Origin of the sequence: Mycolicibacterium houstonense, assembly GCF_900078665.2 — a bacterium.
Classification (GTDB): domain Bacteria; phylum Actinomycetota; class Actinomycetes; order Mycobacteriales; family Mycobacteriaceae; genus Mycobacterium; species Mycobacterium houstonense.
The window spans coordinates 3,652,994-3,673,887 of the sequence record NZ_LT546207.1; the positions used below are offsets into that span (position 1 = coordinate 3,652,994).

The 20,894-nt window shown below is 65.7% G+C and carries 22 protein-coding genes; 10 read left to right on the forward strand and 12 right to left on the reverse strand.

Translation table 11 applies throughout. From position 1 onward, the window contains the following. Nucleotides 1-76 precede the first annotated feature (76 nt). Genes BN4332_RS18215 through BN4332_RS18230 form a run of 4 tightly spaced genes read left to right on the forward strand, consistent with a single transcriptional unit; the run spans nt 77 to nt 2,274 of the window. Complete coding sequence (locus BN4332_RS18215; RefSeq protein ID WP_066900337.1) at nt 77-631, forward strand: RNA polymerase sigma factor; 555 nt, start codon at nt 77-79, stop codon at nt 629-631. After that, a complete protein-coding gene (locus tag BN4332_RS18220; RefSeq protein WP_084459314.1) occupies nt 624-1,238 on the forward strand; it encodes a methylated-DNA--[protein]-cysteine S-methyltransferase in 615 nt (204 codons plus the stop codon). Before BN4332_RS18215 ends, BN4332_RS18220 begins: the two co-directional genes overlap by 8 nt. Continuing rightward, nucleotides 1,235-1,954, forward strand: a complete 720-nt coding sequence (locus BN4332_RS18225; RefSeq protein WP_066900339.1) for a 2OG-Fe(II) oxygenase — start codon at nt 1,235-1,237, stop codon at nt 1,952-1,954. Before BN4332_RS18220 ends, BN4332_RS18225 begins: the two co-directional genes overlap by 4 nt. Further along, nucleotides 1,951-2,274, forward strand: a complete 324-nt coding sequence (locus tag BN4332_RS18230; RefSeq protein ID WP_066900341.1) for an Ada metal-binding domain-containing protein — start codon at nt 1,951-1,953, stop codon at nt 2,272-2,274. Before BN4332_RS18225 ends, BN4332_RS18230 begins: the two co-directional genes overlap by 4 nt. Here the strand turns inward: BN4332_RS18230 and BN4332_RS18235 are convergent. Continuing rightward, the gene (locus BN4332_RS18235) at nt 2,271-5,165 is read right to left on the reverse strand and encodes an MMPL/RND family transporter (protein WP_066900343.1); all 2,895 of its coding nucleotides are present in this window, start codon (nt 5,163-5,165) and stop codon (nt 2,271-2,273) included. The two genes, BN4332_RS18230 and BN4332_RS18235, sit on opposite strands and share 4 nt — an antisense overlap. Beyond that, nucleotides 5,162-5,578 carry an MmpS family transport accessory protein gene (locus BN4332_RS18240; protein ID WP_066900345.1) on the reverse strand — a complete coding sequence of 139 codons (417 nt, stop codon included), beginning with the start codon at nt 5,576-5,578 and terminating at the stop codon, nt 5,162-5,164. The genes BN4332_RS18235 and BN4332_RS18240 overlap by 4 nt, the downstream gene beginning before the upstream one ends. Nucleotides 5,579-5,959: 381 nt before the next feature. Here BN4332_RS18240 and BN4332_RS18245 point away from each other — a divergent pair, with 381 nt between their 5' ends. Beyond that, on the forward strand, nt 5,960-6,526 hold the full coding sequence (locus BN4332_RS18245; protein ID WP_338066782.1) for a sigma-70 family RNA polymerase sigma factor: 567 nt from the start codon (nt 5,960-5,962) through the stop codon (nt 6,524-6,526). Here BN4332_RS18245 and BN4332_RS18250 read toward each other — a convergent pair. From BN4332_RS18250 to BN4332_RS18275, 6 genes are read right to left on the reverse strand one after another with little or no spacing between them, the layout of a single operon-like run. Next, nucleotides 6,447-7,853, reverse strand: a complete 1,407-nt coding sequence (locus BN4332_RS18250) for an aspartate ammonia-lyase (protein ID WP_066900349.1) — start codon at nt 7,851-7,853, stop codon at nt 6,447-6,449. The two genes, BN4332_RS18245 and BN4332_RS18250, sit on opposite strands and share 80 nt — an antisense overlap. Continuing rightward, nucleotides 7,850-8,989 carry a M20 family metallopeptidase gene (locus BN4332_RS18255; RefSeq protein ID WP_066900352.1) on the reverse strand — a complete coding sequence of 380 codons (1,140 nt, stop codon included), beginning with the start codon at nt 8,987-8,989 and terminating at the stop codon, nt 7,850-7,852. Before BN4332_RS18255 ends, BN4332_RS18250 begins: the two co-directional genes overlap by 4 nt. Further along, nucleotides 8,979-9,653, reverse strand: a complete 675-nt coding sequence (locus BN4332_RS18260; protein ID WP_066900354.1) for a DUF1028 domain-containing protein — start codon at nt 9,651-9,653, stop codon at nt 8,979-8,981. The genes BN4332_RS18255 and BN4332_RS18260 overlap by 11 nt, the downstream gene beginning before the upstream one ends. Next, nucleotides 9,650-10,093: a RidA family protein gene (locus BN4332_RS18265; protein ID WP_066900356.1), complete on the reverse strand. Its 444-nt coding sequence runs from the start codon at nt 10,091-10,093 to the stop codon at nt 9,650-9,652. The genes BN4332_RS18260 and BN4332_RS18265 overlap by 4 nt, the downstream gene beginning before the upstream one ends. After that, on the reverse strand, nt 10,090-11,544 hold the full coding sequence (locus tag BN4332_RS18270; RefSeq protein ID WP_066900358.1) for a 4-hydroxyphenylacetate 3-hydroxylase family protein: 1,455 nt from the start codon (nt 11,542-11,544) through the stop codon (nt 10,090-10,092). Before BN4332_RS18270 ends, BN4332_RS18265 begins: the two co-directional genes overlap by 4 nt. Nucleotides 11,545-11,573: 29 nt before the next feature. Next, a complete protein-coding gene (locus tag BN4332_RS18275; protein ID WP_084459317.1) occupies nt 11,574-13,028 on the reverse strand; it encodes an amino acid permease in 1,455 nt (484 codons plus the stop codon). A gap of 99 nt (nt 13,029-13,127) precedes the next feature. On the opposite strand from BN4332_RS18275, the gene BN4332_RS18280 reads away from it, so the two are divergent. Further along, a complete protein-coding gene (locus tag BN4332_RS18280) occupies nt 13,128-14,033 on the forward strand; it encodes a LysR family transcriptional regulator (RefSeq protein ID WP_066900360.1) in 906 nt (301 codons plus the stop codon). Between the two features lie 13 nt (nt 14,034-14,046). Here BN4332_RS18280 and BN4332_RS18285 read toward each other — a convergent pair whose 3' ends face one another. Continuing rightward, on the reverse strand, nt 14,047-14,640 hold the full coding sequence (locus BN4332_RS18285) for a sigma-70 family RNA polymerase sigma factor (RefSeq protein ID WP_084459318.1): 594 nt from the start codon (nt 14,638-14,640) through the stop codon (nt 14,047-14,049). 454 nt (nt 14,641-15,094) lie between these two features. On the opposite strand from BN4332_RS18285, the gene BN4332_RS18290 reads away from it, so the two are divergent. From BN4332_RS18290 to BN4332_RS18300, 3 genes are all read left to right on the forward strand, one after another. Continuing rightward, the gene (locus BN4332_RS18290) at nt 15,095-16,507 is read left to right on the forward strand and encodes an NCS2 family permease (protein ID WP_066900364.1); all 1,413 of its coding nucleotides are present in this window, start codon (nt 15,095-15,097) and stop codon (nt 16,505-16,507) included. Between the two features lie 106 nt (nt 16,508-16,613). Beyond that, nucleotides 16,614-17,591, forward strand: a complete 978-nt coding sequence (locus BN4332_RS18295) for a DUF808 domain-containing protein (RefSeq protein ID WP_066900366.1) — start codon at nt 16,614-16,616, stop codon at nt 17,589-17,591. Between the two features lie 242 nt (nt 17,592-17,833). After that, nucleotides 17,834-18,037 carry a cold-shock protein gene (locus BN4332_RS18300; RefSeq protein WP_066900368.1) on the forward strand — a complete coding sequence of 68 codons (204 nt, stop codon included), beginning with the start codon at nt 17,834-17,836 and terminating at the stop codon, nt 18,035-18,037. A gap of 196 nt (nt 18,038-18,233) precedes the next feature. On the opposite strand, the gene BN4332_RS33960 is transcribed toward BN4332_RS18300, so the two are convergent. The 3 genes from BN4332_RS33960 to BN4332_RS18310 all read right to left on the reverse strand — a co-directional run bounded on the left by BN4332_RS33960 (nt 18,234) and on the right by BN4332_RS18310 (nt 19,609). Continuing rightward, on the reverse strand, nt 18,234-18,587 hold the full coding sequence (locus BN4332_RS33960; RefSeq protein ID WP_435405165.1) for a DUF5994 family protein: 354 nt from the start codon (nt 18,585-18,587) through the stop codon (nt 18,234-18,236). Further along, nucleotides 18,584-18,727, reverse strand: a complete 144-nt coding sequence (locus tag BN4332_RS32995; RefSeq protein ID WP_235654132.1) for a hypothetical protein — start codon at nt 18,725-18,727, stop codon at nt 18,584-18,586. Before BN4332_RS32995 ends, BN4332_RS33960 begins: the two co-directional genes overlap by 4 nt. Nucleotides 18,728-18,931: 204 nt before the next feature. Further along, nucleotides 18,932-19,609: a TetR/AcrR family transcriptional regulator C-terminal domain-containing protein gene (locus tag BN4332_RS18310; protein WP_066900370.1), complete on the reverse strand. Its 678-nt coding sequence runs from the start codon at nt 19,607-19,609 to the stop codon at nt 18,932-18,934. A 99-nt stretch (nt 19,610-19,708) separates the two neighbouring features. On the opposite strand from BN4332_RS18310, the gene BN4332_RS18315 reads away from it, so the two are divergent. Further along, nucleotides 19,709-20,773 (forward strand): NAD(P)H-dependent amine dehydrogenase family protein, encoded by a 1,065-nt coding sequence (locus BN4332_RS18315; RefSeq protein ID WP_066900372.1) that lies wholly within the window; start codon nt 19,709-19,711, stop codon nt 20,771-20,773. Nucleotides 20,774-20,894 lie beyond the last annotated feature (121 nt).

Genomic DNA, 20,894 nt, shown 5'->3' on the forward strand with positions numbered 1-20,894 from the left:
GCACACCGTGACACTTTTGCAATAAATTGTAAAGGCAATCGATCCGCCCTCGACGTGACCGCCGGCATCGCCGAGGATGGAGACCTCACAAAATTCGGCCGCGGAGCGTCTACAGGGTGTGAAAGCCAAACCGCCGTTTGAGACCGTGGTCCGCGACCACGGCCCCACCGTCTTTCGGGTCTGCCGCGCCGTCGTCGGCGCGCACGACGCCGATGACGCCTGGTCGGACACCTTCCTTGCGGCGCTCAAGGCGTACCCGGACCTGCCGGCTGACGCCAACCTCGAAGCTTGGCTGGTCACCGTCGCCCACCACAAGGCGATCGACCTCACCCGGACCCGAACCCGTCAGCCCGTTCCCACCGACGTCGTCCCCGACAGGCCCGGCGCCCCCGAGACGGAGAACCTCACCGACCTGGCCGCCGCGGTCGAGCAACTGCCGCACAAACAGAAACACGCCGTCGCCTATCACTACCTGGCCGGCCTGCCCTACGACGAGATCGCCGAAATCCTCGGCGGCAGCGCCGCGGCCGCTCGTCGTGCCGCCAGCGACGGCATCGCCACGCTACGACGCACCTACCTCGGCGAGCGCGCCGAGGTAGGTGCTTCCCGGAAAGGAGAGTCCCATGAATAACGGCGACGCCGTCCTGCGCGACCTGGACCGAATCACCCAGCCGCGCCCCGACGACCTGACCGAACTGCACGCCAGGCTCACGATTGCCGCCCAGCGCGACGGTCTACTCGACATCGCCTACCGCACCGTCGACAGCCCGGTCGGACCGCTGCTGCTGGCAGCCACCGAGCAGGGCCTGGTCCGCGTCGCATATGCCCGCGAAGACCATGACGCCGTGCTGCAGCAGCTGGCTGACAAGGTGAGTCCACGCATCCTGCGCGCACCGGCGCGTCTCGACGCCGCCGCCCGTCAACTCGGCGAGTACTTCACCGGGGCCCGGCGCACCTTCGACCTACCGCTGGACTGGCGGCTCGCGGCCGGCTTCCGCGGCACCGTGCTCCAGCATCTGCCCGAGATCTGCTACGGCCAGACCGCCAGCTACGCCGCCGTCGCGGCGCTGGCCGGCAGCCCGAAGGCAGTGCGCGCAGTCGGCACCGCATGCGCGAAAAACCCCTTGCCCGTTGTTATTCCGTGCCACCGTGTGGTCCGCAGCGACGGTGCGATGGGCGGCTACCTCGGCGGGGCGGAGGCCAAGCGCCTGCTACTCGACCTGGAGGCCGCGGCATGACGGCCCGAGATCCCTGGCGCAAGCGGGTGGACGCCACCGACTGGGACGGTGTCCGCGACGAACTCGACACCGTCGGATGCGCGTTGACCGGGCCGCTGCTGACACCGGCGGAGGCAGCCGAGATCGTGGCACTGTATCCCGACGCCTCCCGGTTCCGGTCGACGATCGACATGGGCCGCTACCGGTTCGGGGAGGGCCAGTACCGCTACTTCGGCCGGCCCTATCCCCCGGTGGTGACCGCGCTGAAACAGGCGCTGTATCCGCACCTGCTGCCGATCGCGCGCACCTGGTGGAGCCGGCTCGGCCGGGAGGCGCCATGGCCGGACGGTTTCGATGACTGGCTGCGGATGTGCCATGCGGCGGGTCAGAGCAAGACGACGGCGATCCTGCTCAAGTACGGAGCCGGGGACTGGAATGCGTTGCACCGCGACCTGTATGGGGACCTGATCTTCCCGCTGCAGGTCGTGATCAACCTGACCGAACCGGGCGTCGATTACACCGGCGGCGAGTTCCTGCTGTACGAACAGCGGCCTCGCGCGCAATCGCGCGGCACCGCCACCGTCATCCCGCACGGGCACGGGCTGGTGTTCACCACCCGCGACCGGCCGGCCAAGTCGGTGCGGGGGTGGTCGGCGGCAGCCATCCGCCACGGTGTCTCCACGGTCCGATCCGGAACCAGGTTCACACTGGGTCTGGTTTTCCACGACGCGGCATGAATCCGGCCCAGCCCTACACCCTCGTCGACGCGGACGGCCTGCCGTACCACAGCAGCAGACCGGGAACCGTTGGCGGACACCGCCGTAGCAAGATCTACGGCCGGCTCGACTGTCCGTCGGCGTTGCGCGCCCTCGCCGGCGGCGGCTACGTCGCGCACCGGGTGTTCTTCGCCGACGAACACACCGCCGTCTCGGCCGGGTACCGGCCCTGCGCCGTCTGCCNGTTCTTCGCCGACGAACACACCGCCGTCTCGGCCGGGTACCGGCCCTGCGCCGTCTGCCTACCCGACGCCTACCGGCGGTGGAAGGCCGGCCACTAGCTGGTGGGCACCGGGATGGCCGCCGTGTCCTCGTCATCCGCGCGGGGTGGACGCCGCGTCGCCGGCTTCCGGAAGTGGTTGTCCCCGCGCGGATACACCACCTGCGGCCACCAGAACCACCGCCCCAGCAGGGTGGCGATCGAAGGCATCAGCAGCGAGCGGACGATCAGCGTGTCCAGCAGCAGGCCGATCGCGATCGTCGATCCCATCTGGGCCAGCACCACGAGATCACTGCCGAGCATGGCGGCCATCGTGGCCGCGAACACCATGCCCGCCGACGTCACCACGCCACCGGTGCCGCCCATCGAGCGGATGATGCCGGTCTTGAGACCGGCGTGGATCTCCTCCTTGAAGCGGGAGACGAGCAGCAGGTTGTAGTCCGAGCCGACCGCCAGCAGGATGATCACCGACATCAGCATGACCAGCCAGTGCACATGGATGCCGAACAGGTCCTGCCACAACAACACCGAGATACCGAACGAGGCGGCGATGGAACTGGCCGCCGTGCCGACGATCACCAGCGCCGCCACCGCGCTGCGGGTCAGGATCAGCATGATCATGAAGATCAGCGTCAACGCCGACACCACCGCGATCATCAGGTCGTAGCGGGCCCCGTCACTCATGTCCTTGTATGTCGCCGCCACGCCGCCGAGGTAGATCTTGGCGTCCGACAGCGAGGACATCTTCAGGCCCTCCTGGGCTGCGGTGCGTTCGGCGTTCACCCTCGCGATCCCCTCCGGCGTCGCCGGATCGGTCTGGTGGGTGATGAACATCCGCGCCGATTTGCCGTCCGGAGAAAGGAACATCTTCAGGCCGCGCTCGAAGTCCGGGTTGGTGAACGCCTCCGGCGGCAGGTAGAACAGGTCGTCGTTCTTCGCCTGGTCGAAACTCTCCCCCATCGCCAGCGCGGTGTCGTTCATCGCCTGCATCTGATCGAGCAGGGCCTTCTGCGAGTTGTACGACGCCAGCGACAAGTCTCGGCTGGTTTTCATGGAGGCGATCGTCTGCGGAAGCAGCGCAGTCAATTTCGGCGCCAGGTCGGCCAGCTGATCGGTGTTGACCTGGACCGATGACGTTCTGTCGGTCAGCTCGTCGATACCGTCGAGGGCGTCGAAGACCGAGCGCGCGGCGGAACACATCGGGATGTCGAAGCAGTGCGGTTCCCAGTAGAAGTAATTGCGCATCGGGCGGAACTGGTCATCGAAGTTCGCGATGTTGTCTCGCATCTTCTTGGTGACCTCGAGCAACTCCTGCGATTTTGCCGCCGAGTCCTGGGTGAGCCTGGTCTGCTCGAGCGACAGCCGGTACTGCTCCTCCAGGATGCCGATCGAGACATTCGTCGCCTCAACCATTTTGAGCTGGTTCTCCAGCTGATCGCGCTGGAACGGCAGGTTCAGGTTGCTGGTCTGCCCCTGAATCGCGGTCTGGAACGGAATCGAGCTGTGCTGGATCGGGATGCCCAGCGGGCGGGTGATGCTCTGCACCATCGCGATGCCCTCGGTGCGCAGCACATTCTTGGCGACGCGGTCCAGCACCAGCATGTCGGCCGGATTGCGCATGTCGTGGGTCGATTCGACCATGAGGATGTCCGGGTTCATCCGGGCCTGGCTGAAATGCCGGTCGGCCGCGGCGAATCCGACGTTCACCGGAGCCTCGCTCGGTAGGTACCAGCGGTCGTTGTAGGCGGCCTTGTAGCCGGGCACGGCGACCACGCCGATCAGGACCACGAACGAGCTGGCGACCAGGATCGGCGCCGGCCAACGGACCACGGCGGTGCCGACCTTGTACCAGAATCGGCCCTTGGGTGGCCGCTTGGCTTCGTACAGCCCGACCTTGCTGCCGAGGAACAGCACCGCCGGGCCCATCGTGACCGCCGATGCGATGACCACCAGCATCCCGATCGCCACCGGCGCGCCCATGGTGCTGAAGTACGGCAACCGGGCAAAGCTCAGGCAGTATGTCGCCCCGGCGATCGTCAGACCCGAGCCGATGATGACCGGCGCCACCGACCGAAACGTGGTGTAGTACGCCGTTTCCCGGTCCTCCCCGGCACTGCGCGCCTCACGATAGCGACCGAACAGGAAGATTCCGTAGTCGGTGGCCGCCGCGATCGCCAGCATGGTGAGGATGTTCCCGGCGAAGGTGGTCAGCCCGTACACGTCGTGGGTGGCCAGGACCGAGACCAGCCCGCGTGAGGCGAGCAATCCGACGCCGGTGAGCACCAGCTGAATCAACGTGGTGATGATCGAGCGGTAGACGATCAGCAGCATGATCGCGATCGCCACCAGCGTGAACAAGGTGATCTTGCCGAGGCTGGCGTTGCCGATGACGTGCATGTCGTCGGTCAGTGCCGCCGGTCCGGCGACGTACGCACGCACACCGGGTGGAGCGGCGGTGTCCTCGATGACCTCGCGCACCCTCTGCACGCCCTCGTTGGCCAGCGTCTGCCCCTGCTGCCCAGCCAGATTCAGCATCACATAAGAGGCCTTGCCGTCGGCGCTCTGCGCTCCGGCCGCCGTCAGGGTGTCACCCCAGAAGTCCTGGATGTGCTGGATATGCCCGGGGTCCTGCCGCAGCTTGCGGATGATCTCGTCGTAATACCGGTGGGCATCGGGACCGAGCGCCCGGTCCCCCTCCACCACGATCATCACCGTGCTGTTGGAATCGAACTCCTGAAAGTTCGCGCCCATCCGCTTCATGGCGATCATCGAGGGCGCATCCTCGGGCGCCATCGGTGCCGAGTGCTCCTCGCCGACGATCTCGAGTTGCGGCGCGATCACGTTGACGACGACGGCGAAGGCGAGCCAGAACAGGATCACCGGCACCGCCAGGATGCGCAGGCTGTGAGCGATGAACGGTCGCTTGGGTTGTGCGTGAGCGGAGTTGGTCATGCGGACTTCACCAGGCAGTAGGTCTGGGCGTTGACGCCGTTGGCTGATTTCTCCTCGCGGACAACACCGTTCACAGTGACGCGGCATCCGATCTCGCCACCGTCGGCGCGGGCCATGAGGTTGGCGCTGACGGTCGGCAGGGTGGTGGACAACGTGATCGACCAGGGCAAGGGGGCGGTCACCTGATGCACCTTGGCATCCGGATCGAAATAACTGATCTGCGCCGTGGTCCCCGGCGCCCCGTATACGTCGTAGACGAGGACCTTCGGGTTGAACTGGACGATCTCGATGCCGGCACCCGCATTCGCGTTCAGATCCTCTGAGCCGAAGATCCGGTGCAGACGGGAGACCACCAGGCCCGATATCGCCAACACGACCACCAGAACCAGCGGTATCCAGGCATGTTTCACCACACGAGCTCCCCGACCAGGACTCACCCGTACCTCCCGACGCCTATCCGAACGGCCCGGCAGCACGCACGCCGGGCGAATTAGTTCGAATAACTATGTACAGCGGGAGAGAACTTTACACCGGTCCGCAACCAATTGCAGCGAAGGGTCATTCCTGTGAATCTCCTGGAAAGAAGCTAGGAATGACGCCTCCCCGCTCGCGCCTGACGCCCCCCAAGTAACAGGCCCGCCGAACATCTGGGCCACCCCACCGGAGCGTGGCTATCTAGATGAACTAGACTTATGCATAGTTTTTCTATGCATATTCGGAGGTGTCTCATGCGATCTGACCGCGATACGGATTCGCTTACCGCCGCCCACAATGCGACTCTTTTCGTCAACACCGTGCTGCCCTGTATCGACCAGATCGCACGGCGCGCACAGCGGTTGACCGCCAACAGATACGACGCCGAAGACCTGCTGCAGGAAACACTGCTCAAGGCCTACAGCGGTTTTCATACATTCCAGCCGGGCTCGAACGCCCGCGCGTGGCTCTTCCGGATCATGTACAACAACTGGGTCAACACTTACCGCGTTCGTCAGCGCGGGGTGGGCGAGCAACTCTGCGAAGACTTTACGGACTGGCAGTTGTCCGCTGCGGCCGGGCACATGTCGTGCGGCCTGCGGTCGGCGGAGGTCGAGGCATTGGAGACGATGCGCGACGACGAGATAGCCGATGCCCTCGGCGCCATCCCGGCAGTCAACCGCGTCACGGTTTACCTGGCCGATGTGGAAGGCTATGCCTACCGTGAAATCGCTTCCCTCATGGGCACTCCCATCGGGACCGTGATGTCGCGGCTGGCCCGCGGCCGATGCCGGCTACGCGAGCTGCTCAGCGACGTGGCAAGGGACCGGGGTGTCGGCCGTCTCCCAGCAGACGGTCCAGGTCCCCGGCGGCGATCGATCCCGTAGCCAACGCCAGGTCTCGTACCTCGCCCCTGCCTTCGAGCACCGCCGCGGCGACCTGACTGGCTCGCGCGTAGCCGAGCACCGGAATCAGTGCCGTGACCACGCTGGCGCTCCGCGCCGAAATATCCTGCAGATGTTCATGGTTGACCTCGATTCCCTCGACACAGTGCGTACGCAACGTGTCGAAGGCCCGCCGCATCCACCCGATCGACTGCAACAGGCCGTGGCAGATGATGGGCTCGAACGCGTTGAGCTGGAGTTGCCCTGCCTCAGCCGCCATGGTCACGGTGACGTCGTTGCCGATCACCGCGAATGCGACCTGGTTCACCAACTCCGGGATCACCGGATTGACCTTGCCGGGCATGATGCTGGATCCGGCTTGGCGCGCCGGTAGCCGCAGCTCGCCCAATCCGGCCTGAGGTCCCGACGACAGCAACCGCAGATCGTTGCAGATCTTCGATACCTTCACCGCGGTGCGCTTGAGCACTGCCGACAGATGCAGGAACGAGCCGGTATCCGAGGTCGCCTCGACGAGATCGGAGGCCGTTGTCACCGGTACCCCGGTGATCTCGCGGAGATGACGCGCCGCGGCGGCGGCATAGCCGGCCACACTCGTGATCCCGGTGCCGATAGCCGTTGCACCCAAGTTGATTTCACACAACAGGCGTTGCGCCTCGGCGATGCGGTCGATTTCTTCGTGCACTGTCGAACGCCAGGCCCCGAACTCCTGACCAACCGTCATCGGCACGGCATCCTGCAGCTGGGTGCGCCCGATCTTGGGCACGCGGGCGAATTCGTCGGCCTTCGCGCCGAAGGCGCCACCGAGGGCCTCGACACTCCCCGCCAGCTCAGTGAGGGCCGCGATGAGCGCCAGCTTGACCGCCGTCGGATAGACGTCGTTGGTCGACTGCCCCCGGTTCACATGATCATTGGGATGCAGCTTGTCATAGCTGCCCCGTGGGTGACCGAGCAACTCGAGCGCCCGGTTGGCGATGACCTCGTTGGCGTTCATGTTCGTCGACGTGCCCGCACCGCCCTGGACCACGTCGACCACGAACTCGCCGTCCAGTGCGCCGTCGATCACCTCCTGACAAGCTCGGTCGATCACCGCGGCGCGGTCCGCGTCGAGCACACCGAGCTCGCGGTTGGCCCGCGCCGCCGCCTGCTTGACCGCGCCCAATGCCGCGATGAGCGGCCGATGACTGGCCAGGGTGATGCCACTGACCTGGAAGTTCTCCAGCGCCCGTGCGGTATGCACGCCCCAGTAGACATTGGCCGGAACATCCCGGGCGCCAATCAGATCGCGTTCGACGCGCACCGGTGGCGTCATCGCGGCACGCGATCGGCGAAGACGTCGAGCACGGTCCACGCCAAGGCGACGGCGCCGTCGTGGATCGCGCGCTCTGCCTTGTCCCCCACGCAGTGGTCGGCGAACTCACGTTGGTGATTGAGAGCGGGCAGCGAACCGATCCCGATGTAGGGATGGATCGCGGGCACCACCTGGGAGACGTTTCCCATATCGGTCGATGCCCGGTTCATCCGGCCGGCACCGTCCTCGACGAACGTGCGTCCCAGAGCCTCGGCGTTACGCCGGTAGGCCGCCAAAGCTCGCTCGTCGGTGCGGAACTCCGCGTACGGCCGGCTCTCCGGCCGCACCGCCAGCTCACAATCGCTCGCCAGCGCACCCGCCTCGAAGCACCGCATCACCCTCGGTTCCAGCTCGGCGAGTTCGGCCAGCGTTTCGGCACGCACATACCACCTGCCACGGGTGCGCTCAGGTATGGCGTTGGGGGCCTCCCCGCCATCGGTCACCACGCCGTGCACCCGGACCGTCGGCGGCAGCTGCTGACGGAGCAGACCGAGCGCCACTTGCGCGATCGTGAAGGCGTCGGCGGCATTTCGACCGTGCTCTGGGTAGGCCGCGGCGTGAGCCGCCTTGCCGGTGAAGCTGATCTCCGAATGCGAGACCGCGAATGGTCGCGCCTCGGCGACGTCGACCGGGGCGGGGTGAGCCATCAACGCCAGATCGAGGCCGTGAAACGCGCCGCGCTCCAGCATTTCGATCTTTCCCCCGCCGCCCTCCTCGGCCGGCGTTCCGAAGACCTCGACCGTGAGGCCGGCGTCGTCGGCGACGCCGGCCAGCGCCAGGGCGGCGCCCACCGACATGGCGGCGATCAGATTGTGTCCGCAGGCATGGCCGAGCCCAGGTAGCGCGTCGTACTCGGCACACAAACCGATCCGGACCGGACCGCTCCCGCTCCGCGCGTGGAACGCGGTGTCCAACCCCAAATAGGGTGTGACGAACTCGAACTCACCGTCGGCGAGGCGTCCGCTCACCCACCGGACCGCCTGATGTTCGGACCAGGCGAGCTCGGGATTGGCATGCAGTTTCTCCGACAGCGCGATCAGCGAGGGAAAGACCTCTTCCACAGCGCTTCTTACGCGGTCTTTGAGATCATTCGTCACCCGGAACTCCGTAGGACGGCGCCAAGTCCGGACGGCGCGCCCGTAGCGTGTAGTCGGCGGCCTGCGGCTGCCACACCCGCCAGGTGTGCTCGAGGCGGGTGATCGGGTCGTCATCCCAATCCACCCGAAGGTCGGTAAGCGGCCATTCGGCGTCCGAGACCACGAGCAGCCCGCAGGAATGTACGGGGCCCTCCTCGCCACCGGCCTCCTCACCGGCTCGCAGCCCGGCCAGCAGTCGCTCGGCGAGTTCCGCCTCGGGGTCGGCTTCGAACGCCTCGACCATTGCCTGCGGCACCTTCTCGGATGACAGGAGGTTGCCCGCGGCCACCGCATCGGCACCGGTGGCGACGGTGTGGGTGCCCAAGGTACGGGCACCCGAGTGAAATGCCCCGGCGCCTTTCGCGCCGACGACGGTGAGTTGCCGGTATTCCGCGTAGGCAGCCGCCGCAACCACCAGGTCCATCGCGCGCTGAGCATCGTCCCCGTGCGCGAGCCGGTCCAGTAGCTTCGTGCTGAGCGTCGGATCGGTGACGTTCTGGGTGCACGCGACGCCGACACCGGACCGGGCCGATATGCAGCGGGCCGCCACCGCCGGACTCGACGACGTCACCACCGCGCCGAACATCCCGGTCCGGGCGCATCGCCCGGCCAACGAGAACGTCACGGAATCACCGCCGTCACAGTCACTTCCACCACCCATTCCGGGCGGGCCAAGGAGTCGACGACCAGTCCGGTGGACGCGTAGAACACGCCCTTGAGCCGTTCCCCGAGAACGCGGTAGACGTCCTCGCGGTAACGCACATCGGTGAGATACACATGGCAGGAGACGATGTGCTCAAGGGCGGCCCCGGCCTCCGCCAACAGCATCTCGATGTTGTCCATCGTCTTGTGTGCCTGCCCGGCCGGATCACCCACGGCCACGCACTCACGGGTATCCAGGTCCTGGGCCACCTGACCGCGTAGATACACGGTGTTTCCGGCGACCACGGCCTGGCAGAGGTCGTTGGACAGATTCTGCTCGGGATAGGTGTTGGCGGTGTTGAACGGCCGAATCCGGCGATGTCCGCCGACCACAAGGGTTTCGGTGCTGGAGGTGGTGGTCATCGGTTTCTCCCATCGATTGTCTTGATACCGGCGGATTGGCACATGATTTCGGTCGCCGGCTCGAAGTCGTAGTTGTTGTAGATCGCCAACAGGTGTGAGAAGGGCGGTGATTGAGCGAACAGCTGGAACGTCAGCCGATGGTTGGCGTAGTCGGAGTTGAGCAGGTCACGCCCGTAGGCCAGGAGCTTCCGTCGCTCCTCGGCTTCCACGTCGCCGATGGCGAAGTACTTCTTGAGCCACCCGGACGCTTCCTCGTTGGCGAATGTGGCCGCGCTGGGGGTCAGGCTGATCTGGCAGCCTGCCAGATCGCGTACCAGGTGCACGATCCTGGGCAGGTTGCTGCAGGCGAACACCCGACCCGAGTACATCGTCGGCTGGTGCGGCATCAGGAAGCCACCGGGGCTCGGCTCGGCGAGTTCGATTGCCGCGGTGAGGAAGGCGTTGATCCCTTCGCGGTAGGCGGCCACCTCGGCGATCTTCTCCCGCACGCCCTGATGCATCTTGACCCCGGTCTGGCGGGCGCTGGCGTGGGCGAATCCCAGCAGGAGATCGGCCCAGCGCAGGTGGCGCTGGATGAAGGGGAAGATGCTGTACCGGTGCAGCGTGGCCCGGATGAAGCTCGCCGCCTCGGTGTGCCGGTAGAAGAAGACGTTCTCCCACGGGATTTCCACGTCGTCGAACACGATCATCGTGTCGATCTCGTCGACGCGGTTGGTCAGCGGGTAGTCGTCCGGCGACCGCATACCCCGGAATCCGGAGCGGCAGATGTGCATGATGTCGGGATGGCCCATGTCGGCGAGGAATCCGACGGCGTACTCGGAGTGGGTCTGATTGTTCCAGTCGCCGATCGTCGGTTTGACGAACGCCTGATTCGAGTACGCGGCGGCCGTCTCGAATTTGGCGCCGCGCACCACGATTCCGCGGTCGTTCTCACCCACTACCCGGAGCAGGACATCCGGGTCCTGCTCTTGCGGCCACTTCGACCGGTCACCCTTCGGATCGGTGTTGGCGGAAACATGGAACGGATCGGTCAGGGTGGCGTTGCGAACGTGCCTGACGATGTTCTCGGAGAACGCCGAGTTGATCTTGTCGAGAACGTCTTGGCCGTCGGCCAACGACCACATCTCGCCCACCGTCTCGTCACCGACGCGGGTGACCACGCCACCCGCATGGTCGAGGATGACGTCCACGCCGCGTCGCTTGGCGTGCCAGTCCTCCTTGGTCATCGGGGGTTTGGAGCCGATGGCGCAGGTTTCGCCGCTGTCTTCGTCGACATACGTCATCGCGTCCCTGGTCAATTCGTCATGGCCGAGGTCGTAGATCCGGGCGCGGACATCGACGATGGGCTGGAACGCCGGATGGGTGGTCACATCGCCAACGCGTTCCCCGTCGATCCAGACGTTTCGTCCGTCGCGGATCGACTCCCGGTAATCTTCTCCGGTTCTGATCATTGCTTCTTCCTTTATCTAGACGGCGCCGGTCAGACGCTTGGGGTGGAGCCGGTGGCGGGCGCAGCACCGCGAGCGGCGCGAAAGCGGTAGGCGAGCAGGATCACTCCGAAGGCGACCAGGCTCAGCAGGAACTGCGAGCGGGTCTCCTCGATCACCGCCATCAGCCCGAGGACTACGGCCATCCAGGCGATGGAGAACCAGGACAGGTACGGGAAGCACCACATCTTCATGCGCAGTGCGCCGGGGTCGCTGACCTCGAGCCTTCGGCGCAGCCGGATCTCGGCGCCGACGAGAATGATGTAGTAGATGAGCTGGATGGCGCCCGACGAGTTGATCAGGAAGATGAAGACCTGCTCGGGGAAGAAGTAGTTGGCCACCACGGCCGCATAGCCCATGGAGGTGCCGGCCAGGATCGCCCGCACCGGCACTCCCCTGCTGTTGACCTTGACCAATGCCGCAGGCGCATCACCTTTTTCGGCCAGTGCGAACAACATTCGCGAGGTGATGTAGAGGCAGGAGTTCAGTGAGCTCAGTACCGCGGTGAGGACGATGGCCTCCATCACCACCGACATGCCGGGAATTCCGATGTATTCCAGCACCACCGCGAAGGGGCTGCGGATGCTCTCACCGGTGAACGGCGTGTCCCAGGGAATCGCGGCAACGATCAGCAGGATCGACAGCACGTAGAACATGAACACCCGGGCCATCACCTGTTTGGTCGCCTTCGCGGCGAACTCGACGGGCTTCTTCGACTCGGCGGCGGCAATGGTGGCGATCTCGGCTCCACCCATCGAGAACAGCACCGTCACGCTGCCCACGAGCGCGGCCACGACACCGTACGGGAACATGCCACCGTGGGAGAACAGGTTGGTCAGGCCGGGGCTCTCGGGCTTGCCCACCAGTCCGAGCAGGAACAGGCCGGTGACGCAGATGAAGAAGATGATCGCGATGACCTTGATGGACGCGAACCAGAACTCGGCCTCACCATATGCCTTGACCGACAACAGGTTTATCGCGGTGAGTACGAGCACCAGGCCCAGACAGAGCAGCCAGGCCGGGACCCCCGGGATGTAGTTGACCAGGATGCCGGCGCCGGCGACGGCCTCGATGGCGGCGACGACGACCCAGAAGTACCAGTACAGCCAGCCGACGCTGAACCCGGCCCAGTTGCCCAGGCCTTCTCTGGAAAAGTTGGCCACCGATCCCGATGACGGTCGGGCCACGGCCATTTCGCCGATCGCACGGATGACGAGGATCATCAGCACCCCGGACAGGGCATAGCTGAGCACTGCGGCCGGACCGGTGCGGTTGATCACCGCACCACTGCCGACGAACAGCCCGGCACCGATGATGCCGCCCAGGGCGATCATCACGATGTGACGGTTTTCCAGGCTGCGCCTCAGCCCGCCGCCCGGCGGGGCACCGCTGTCGGGCACCCGGTGCGGCTCCGTGGATTGGGGCGCCGATCCACCGCGCTGGTTCATGGGAACTCCTGCCGTCAGGATGAGTGGTCCCGTCGACTATGTCGCCGATCACATACCCTGTACAGTCGAACTAGTTGAAGCTATCGATCGGTTTTGTTGATGTCTGATGCCACGCTTCGCCAGCTCGAGTACTTCATCGCCGCCGTCGAAGAAGGCTCGGTGACCGCGGCCGCGCAGCGCCTGCACTTGTCCCAATCGGCGCTGTCGATGGCGCTGAGCGAACTCGAGCGCGCGCTCGGTGTCCAGGTGCTCGTCCGGCACCGGCGCGGGGTTCGGCCGACCGGGATCGGCGAACAGGTGCTTGTCGACGCCCGCCGGCTGTTGGTCGATCTGCAAGACCTGCAGACATCGGCCCGCGAAAGCCAATACGGGCTCACCGGCAAACTGATGGTGGGGTGTTACAGCACGCTGTCGCCGGTGCTGTTACCGCCGGTGCTGAGTGAGTACGTCGTGCGCTTCCCAGGCGTCGATCTCACGTTCACCGAAGGCCCACACGACACCCTCATCGACAACCTTCGCAACGGCACCCTCGACCTGGTGCTGCTCTACGACTACGGGTCGGATCTGTCCTCACCCCGCGACGACCTGCAATCCGAAATCATCGTCGCCGCACCGCCGTACGTCTTGCTGGCGGAGGACCACCCGCTGGCCGTGCACAATGTCGTGGCGCTGCACCAACTGGTCACCCATCCGATGATCCTGTTCAGCCTGCCACCGGGCGGGGACTATTTTCTCTCCCTCTTCAAGGCCGAGGGCCTGGAGCCACGAGTCCGGTACCGCGCCACCAACTTCGAGCTCGTCCGCTCGCTGGTGGCGCGCCGGCTGGGCTATTCCATCCTCAGCCAGCGCACCCAGATCTCGGTGAGCTACGAGGGCCGCGGATTCATCACGCGGCCGCTCGCAGGCAACCATCCCGGGCTCGCGGTCAAGGCGGTGACGCTCGCCGGCGCCAAGCTCACCCGGCCGGCCGCGGCGTTCATCGAGACCTGCCGAGCGGTGAACTGAACCGATTCGCCAATCAGGCTGCGGTGCAGGGCAATCGGCTTCCGGTGCGGAAGCCCCCCGCCACATCCGCATCCACCAGCAGGGCACGTAGATTCCTCCGCCCCCGGTGCAACCGGGACATCACCGTGCCGACCGGCACATCGACGATCTCGGCGATCTCCTTGTACCGGAATCCCATGACGTCGGCGTAGTACACCACGATGCCCTGCGGCTCCGGCAACGCGCGCATCGCCCGGCGCACCTCCTCATCGCCCATCGACTCCAGCGCCGCCAGTTCCGCGGACGCCACGCCCAGCGGGTACCGCTGTGCGACTTCGGCCAGCTGGGAATCCGTGAGCGCCTCGGCGAACACCTCCTGCGGCCGGCGCTGCGCGGTGCGGTACGAGTTGATCCACGTGTTGCTCAGGATGCGGAACAACCAGGCTCGGATGTTCGTGCCGTCCTGATAGGTGTGAAAGCTGCTGTACGCCTTGAGCATTGTTTCCTGGACCAGGTCCTCCGCGTCCAGCGCGTTGCGGGTGTACCGGCGCGCGACCGCGTAGAGCTGGTCCACCAACGGAAGCGCATCGCGCTCGAACCGCGCCTGCCGACAATCCTCAACGTTCACGGTCTCATCTGTGCAAGTCGGCACGGCCCCGCTCCTGCCATTGCTCATCTCGATGCCTCAGACACTTTCGTCACTTGAAGCTATCCACCGCACCCCGAATCCCCCAGGGGGATTACCCCCAGGTTCCCGGCGGTTTTCCACACCGCACCGGCTGTGCCGCACTGTCATGTAGGGAGCATGGCATCTCAACCTAACTTGAGGTCAAACGGTTTTCCGGCGTGATCGTCGCCACGGCGAGGCCGTTCCCGAACCGAGGATCACTAGCACGTACCGCAACCCAATATTGTTGCGGCCGATGGTTATCTGAGGCCAGGCCCCGGTCAGCGGTCCCGCCCGTCGGCATCGCCGCGAGCGTCTCACCCACGAGAGCGGGGATGAACGTCACCACCCGCCCCGACTCGATCATCCACATACAGCGGGAAACCGGAGCGCCGCCACCTTAGGCTCATCGGTTATGAATCGAGTCGATCGTTTCTTCGAGATCTCAGCGCGTGGCTCGACGGTCTCCTCGGAGGTCCGCGGCGGCCTGGTCACCTTCATCGCGATGGCCTACATCATCGTGCTGAACCCGGTGGTCCTCTCCGCGTCGGCCGACGTCGACGGCAACAAGCTCGAATTCGCTCAGGTCTCGGCCACCACCTGCCTGGCCGCGGGCGTGATGACGATCCTGTTCGGCATCATCGCCCGCCTACCGTTCGCCTTCGCCGCCGGGTTGGGCATCAACTCGTTCCTGGCCACCACCGTGGTCGGCACCGTGACCTGGCCCGAGGCCATGGGCCTCGTCGTCATCGACGGGCTCATCATCGTGGCGCTGGCGGCCAGCGGGTTCCGCCGCATGGTGTTCGATGCCGTCCCCATGCAGCTCAAGCTGGCCATCACCGCAGGCATCGGCTTGTTCATCCTGTTCATCGGTCTGGTCGACGCCGGATTCGTCGGCTCCACCGGCCTACCTTCTCCGCCCGTCGGCCTCGGCACCGGCGGCGTCGGCTCGATCAATACCGTGCCGACGGTCGTCTTCGTGTTCACCCTGCTGGTCACCGGCATCCTGGTGGCGCGAAAGGTGCGCGGCGGCATCCTCATCGGTCTGGTGACCGGCACCGTGGTCGCGGTGATCGTCGAGGCGATCTGGCACCTCGGATCGGCGCAGGACAAGCCGGGCGGCTGGGGCCTGTCGGTCCCGACCCTGTCCGGTTCACCGTTCGCACTGCCGGACCTGTCCCTGGTCGGTGAGGTCAGCATGGGCAGTTTCAGCCGCATCGGCGCGCTGGCCGCGATCATGCTGGTGTTCACGTTGGTCTTCGCCAACTTCTTCGACGCCATGGGAACGATGACCGGGCTGTCGCGGGAGGCCGGGCTGTCCGACTCCCAGGGCAATTTCCCGCGACTGAAATCGGCACTGATCGTCGAGGGCGCCGGCGCGGTGGTCGGCGGTTCCTCGTCGGCGTCGTCCAACACGGTTTTCATCGAATCGGGCGCCGGGATCGAGGAAGGCGCCCGCACCGGCTTCGCCAACCTGATCACCGGCCTGCTGTTCCTGGCGGCCATGTTCGTCTCTCCACTGGCCTCGATCGTGCCGACCGAAGTGGCCGCCGCGGCACTGGTCATCGTCGGCGCGATGATGGTGTCGCAGCTGCGCCACATCGACCTGTCGGAGTTCTCGGTCGCGCTGCCCGTGGTGCTCACCGTCGCCACCATGGCGTTCAGCTACTCGATCGCCAACGGCATCGGCGTCGGTTTCGTGGCCTGGGCGGTGCTGCGGTCGGCCGCGGGCAAGGCCCGCGAGGTCAGCCCACTGCTGTGGATCGTGGCCGCCGGTTTCATCCTCTACTTCGCCAGGGGCTGGATCGAGTCGCTCATCGGGATGTGATGCCGCGGCTCACCACTGCCGGCGACGAGTATGGCGTCCGGCCGGTAACCTTCACCCCCATGGGGATGACTGCGCCGATGAGCCTCGAGCGCGAAGAGAGACGACTGTGAGCGCCGGCCTGTTCGGTTTGCTCGACGATGTTGCCGCGCTGGCCCGGCTGGCGGCGGCTTCGATCGACGACATCGGCGCCGCGACCGGTAAGGCGACAGCCAAGGCCGCGGGCGTGGTGATCGATGACACCGCCGTCACGCCGCAGTACGTGCACGGCCTGACCGCCGACCGGGAACTGCCCGTCATCAAGCGCATCGCCATCGGGTCGCTGCGCAACAAGCTCCTGTTCATCCTCCCCGCGGCGCTGCTGCTCAGCCAGTTCGCACCATGGTTGCTGACCCCCATCTTGATGCTGGGCGCGACGTACCTCTGTTACGAAGGCGCCGAGAAGGTGTGGGGCCGTTTCATGGGCCACGGCGGACACGGTGGTGGGGCGCACGGTGAACTCACCGCGGCCGCCGGCGTCGATGCCGAGAAGTTCATGGTGACCGGCGCGATCCGCACCGACTTCATCCTGTCGGCCGAGATCATGGTGATCGCACTCAACGAGGTGGCCCACCAGACCTTCGTGCCACGGCTGATCATCTTGGTGATCGTCGCGCTGGTGATCACCGCCGCGGTGTACGGCGTGGTGGCGGGCATCGTGAAGATGGACGACGTCGGCCTGCTGATGTCGCAGCGCTCGTCGCGCACGTCCCAGGCGATTGGGCGCGGCCTGGTGGCCGGGATGCCCAAGCTGCTCTCGGCGCTGTCGACCATCGGCACCGTCGCGATGCTGTGGGTCGGCGGGCACATCCTGCTGGTGGGCACCGACACTCTCGGCTGGCACACGCTGTACGGGCTGGTCCACCATGCCGAGGAGGCGGTGCACCACGCGGTCGGCGGTGGATTCGGTGGTGTACTGGCCTGGCTGGTGAACACCGGCGTATCAGCCGTCATCGGGCTGGTGGTCGGCACCGTGGTCGTGGGCATCATGCACGTGCTGCCGTTCGGCAAGAAGGCCAAGGACGACGCGACTCAATCCGGGCACTGACGGCACCTGGGCGGGAGTCCGGAAATTCCTCGCCAATTGCTCGAAAACAGCTGTCACACAGCGGTTTCAGCCGCGGGGTCTGATCCCGGACACAGCGCCGGAAGCTGTGCGCGTGGCGGGGCGGACGTCCCGGGTAACAGGTTCACCGAACAAATACTTTTTAGGTCAATAGGTTTCGACGTGCCATACTTGGACTCGGACGTTTTTCGTACGTCCGGTTTGAACAATGAGAGAAGCAAAATATGGCACAGGGAACTGTGAAATGGTTCAACGGCGAAAAGGGCTTCGGCTTCATCGCCCCTGACGGCGGCGCTGCCGACGTCTTCGTTCACTACTCCGAGATCACCGGAAACGGTTATCGGTCGCTGGAAGAGAACCAGCGCGTCGAATTCGAGATCACCCAGGGCGCCAAGGGCCCCCAGGCAGTAGGAGTTACCGCGGTCTAACCGCGCTGAGACCTGATGGCGGGCTGGTACGGACAGGTTCCGTACCAGCCCGTTCTTGTTCACAAGGGTGTGCTCTGCATAGGCCCCAGCCATTTGGCTGACTCGGTCTGTGCGACCCTGAGCACGCAATCCGCGGTCTCGAACAGGGGTGTTCGACGCACCGTCTCCACCACCGGCATCCCGGCGGCACAACGCATCACCAGCGCACCGAGTGCGGTCGATGTCTTGCACGGGATGACAAGCAGTTTCGCGCACTCGTGCCGGCCCGCCACCACCATGAGCCGGGGACGGCTCGGCTTCGCCCCTGCGTCCATCGGTTGCCGGTCACGATCGTGTTGAGGTCCAACTGGCCCTCCGCTGCTGACCAGTTGATTCGGATATCGACGACTTCGCCGAGCGATGGATGAAGGGCGCCAACGAGTTCCGGCAATTCCCCGGCCACCGACGCGGTGTGTGGCCACCATGCCCCGTCGATGTCGGCACCCAGCTGGTCGGCGAGGGCGATTCGGACCGGACTGGCCAGCCGTCGCGCTCCGGTGAGGCCGTTCACGACGGCGAAAGAAGATCGGTACGAGGCTGCGATGCGGTCTGATCGGAGAAGACCGGACCCGACGCCGATTCGGTCGAGCGATCGAGAGTCGGCTTCGACTCCTGCTGCTCGATGTGGGAGAACAGTGCGGACGATTCCATAGACGTGTCCTTGAAAGGTGCGGGACTACCGCACAGCTAGTCGAAAGCAAGCGAGGGTTAATCACCGGCTGACCGATCAAACATCCAACGCAGTGACAGTCGAACGCCGCATTTGACGCACTGATGTGCACGGTCCACCTTCGAATCTACACCCGGTGACCCGCAGGTTCGGCTCGGCGGTGACGAAACGCCGGCGCGGCCCTGTCATCGAGCCCGGTCGGCCAGAAACTGCTCCAGCCCGGCGATCACGATGTCGAGGTTGAACTCGAAGTCCTTGACCGCGGTCGCGTCGACGTCGCGGTCGGTGACGACCGTGCTGAGCAACGGGAAGTCTTCGGCGGAAAGGTCTTTCAGGGCGCGGACCACCTCGGGAGTCTGGTGGTGCAGCCGGGACGCGGCCGAGCCGAGAACGTCGTGCGCGGCCGACATCGCCAGCCCGGACACCAGCGTGAGGACCCGCCCGGCGTCGGCGGTACCGAACCCACCGTCCGTCAGCGCCCGCAGCACCTGCTCGGCCAGCGCCAGGCTGGCCGCTCCGCCGGTACCACTCAGCCGGAAACTCGTTGCCGTCACACCGAGTTTCAGCACTCCCTGACGGATGGCACTCCCGTAGGCCCGCAGGATCTCCTGCCAACTCGCGTCCTCGGGCAAATCGATCGAGCGCAGCTCGGTGTCGAACAGGTCGGCCACAACCAGCTCGAGCAGCCCGTCGCGGTCACCGACGTAGTAGTGCAACGTGGTGCGGTCCACACCGAGCGCGTCGGCCACCGCCTGCATCGTCAACTCGCCCGGAGGTATCGCTCGTGCCGCGGCGACGATCTGTCCCTGATCGATGCGCGGTGGACGGCCGCGCCCGCGGCGGGGCGCGTTTCCGGAGGTCACACCCGGATTCTAGTTCGCCACGGCGGGCGCGACGCCGGCTCTTCCCTTTTTCTCACGGGCGTGGAAAACTGCCCGAAACCGACGAAGGGAGCCGCGGCAGTGTCACAAACCTCTCCGTACCGGGTTGTTCAGTGGACGACGGGAAACGTCGGCAAGAGTTCGGTGGCGGCCATCGCCCGCAACCCCACCCTGGAACTGGTCGGCTGCTACGCCTGGTCACCGGACAAGGCGGGCAAGGACGTCGGGGAACTGGCGGGCATCGAGCCGCTCGGCGTGGCGGCCACCAACGATGTGCAGGCGCTGCTCGCCCTCAAACCGGACGTGGTGGTCTACAACCCGATGTGGATCGATGTCGACGAACTCGTCGAGATCCTCTCCGCCGGAGTCAACGTCGTCGCGACGGCCTCGTTCATCACCGGGCACAACCAGGGCGAGGGCCGGGACCGGATCGCCGAGGCCTGCCGCAAGGGCGGCTCCACGATGTTCGGATCCGGCATCAGCCCCGGCTACGTGAATCAACTGGCGATCGTCGCGGCGGGCATCTGCGACCGGGTCGACAAGATCACCGTCAACGAAGCCGCGGACACCACGTTCTACGACTCCCCCGACACCGAGAAGCCCGTGGGCTTCGGCCAACCCATCGACCACCCCGATCTGCAGGCCATGACCGCCCACGGCACCGGCGTGTTCGGAGAAGCGGTGCGGATGATCGGTGACGCGCTCGGAATCGAGTTCGACGAGGTCCGCTGCGACGCCGAATACGCCCAGACCACAGAGGATCTCGACCTGGGCTCGTGGACCATACCGGCCGGCGGCGTTGCCGGCGTATTCGTCAGCTGGAAGGGCATCGTTGGGGATGCCACCCGCGTGGAGCTCACCCTGCGGTGGCGCAAAGGCCAGACGCTGCAACCGGATTGGCAGATCGACCAGGACGGCTGGATGATCGAGGTGGCCGGGCGCCCGACCGTGACGATGAAGGTCGGCTTCCTGCCACCGCCGGACTTCGAGGCCACCACACTGGAGGAGTTCATGGTGCTGGGACACATCATGACGGCCACGCCCCCGATCAACGCGATTCCCGCGGTGGTCGACGCCGCGCCCGGCATCGTCACCTACAACCATCTCCCCCTCATCCTGCCTCGGGGCGTGGTGCCCGCCTCCTGAGCCCACCGATCGCGGGTTACAGAGTGTAAGGACCGCCCCTGGATCATTGACAGTTTGAACCCTCCGCGTCGGTGTTCCACACCACAGGATTGGACCGTCCGCCGAACGCAACCGGCGGCTT

Excerpts from the sequence above, each read along its gene's own strand:
- BN4332_RS32995 (WP_235654132.1), bottom strand. The coding sequence starts at position 18,727 with ATGGAATCGTCCGCACTGTTCTCCCACATCGAGCAGCAGGAGTCGAAG.
- BN4332_RS18235 (WP_066900343.1), bottom strand. The coding sequence starts at position 5,165 with ATGACCAACTCCGCTCACGCACAACCCAAGCGACCGTTCATCGCTCAC.
- BN4332_RS18220 (WP_084459314.1), top strand. The coding sequence starts at position 624 with ATGAATAACGGCGACGCCGTCCTGCGCGACCTGGACCGAATCACCCAG.
- BN4332_RS18280 (WP_066900360.1), top strand. The coding sequence starts at position 13,128 with ATGTCTGATGCCACGCTTCGCCAGCTCGAGTACTTCATCGCCGCCGTC.
- BN4332_RS18300 (WP_066900368.1), top strand. The coding sequence starts at position 17,834 with ATGGCACAGGGAACTGTGAAATGGTTCAACGGCGAAAAGGGCTTCGGC.
- BN4332_RS18225 (WP_066900339.1), top strand. The coding sequence starts at position 1,235 with ATGACGGCCCGAGATCCCTGGCGCAAGCGGGTGGACGCCACCGACTGG.
- BN4332_RS18270 (WP_066900358.1), bottom strand. The coding sequence starts at position 11,544 with ATGATCAGAACCGGAGAAGATTACCGGGAGTCGATCCGCGACGGACGA.
- BN4332_RS18215 (WP_066900337.1), top strand. The coding sequence starts at position 77 with ATGGAGACCTCACAAAATTCGGCCGCGGAGCGTCTACAGGGTGTGAAA.
- BN4332_RS18275 (WP_084459317.1), bottom strand. The coding sequence starts at position 13,028 with ATGAACCAGCGCGGTGGATCGGCGCCCCAATCCACGGAGCCGCACCGG.
- BN4332_RS18250 (WP_066900349.1), bottom strand. The coding sequence starts at position 7,853 with ATGACGCCACCGGTGCGCGTCGAACGCGATCTGATTGGCGCCCGGGAT.
- BN4332_RS18290 (WP_066900364.1), top strand. The coding sequence starts at position 15,095 with ATGAATCGAGTCGATCGTTTCTTCGAGATCTCAGCGCGTGGCTCGACG.
- BN4332_RS18265 (WP_066900356.1), bottom strand. The coding sequence starts at position 10,093 with ATGACCACCACCTCCAGCACCGAAACCCTTGTGGTCGGCGGACATCGC.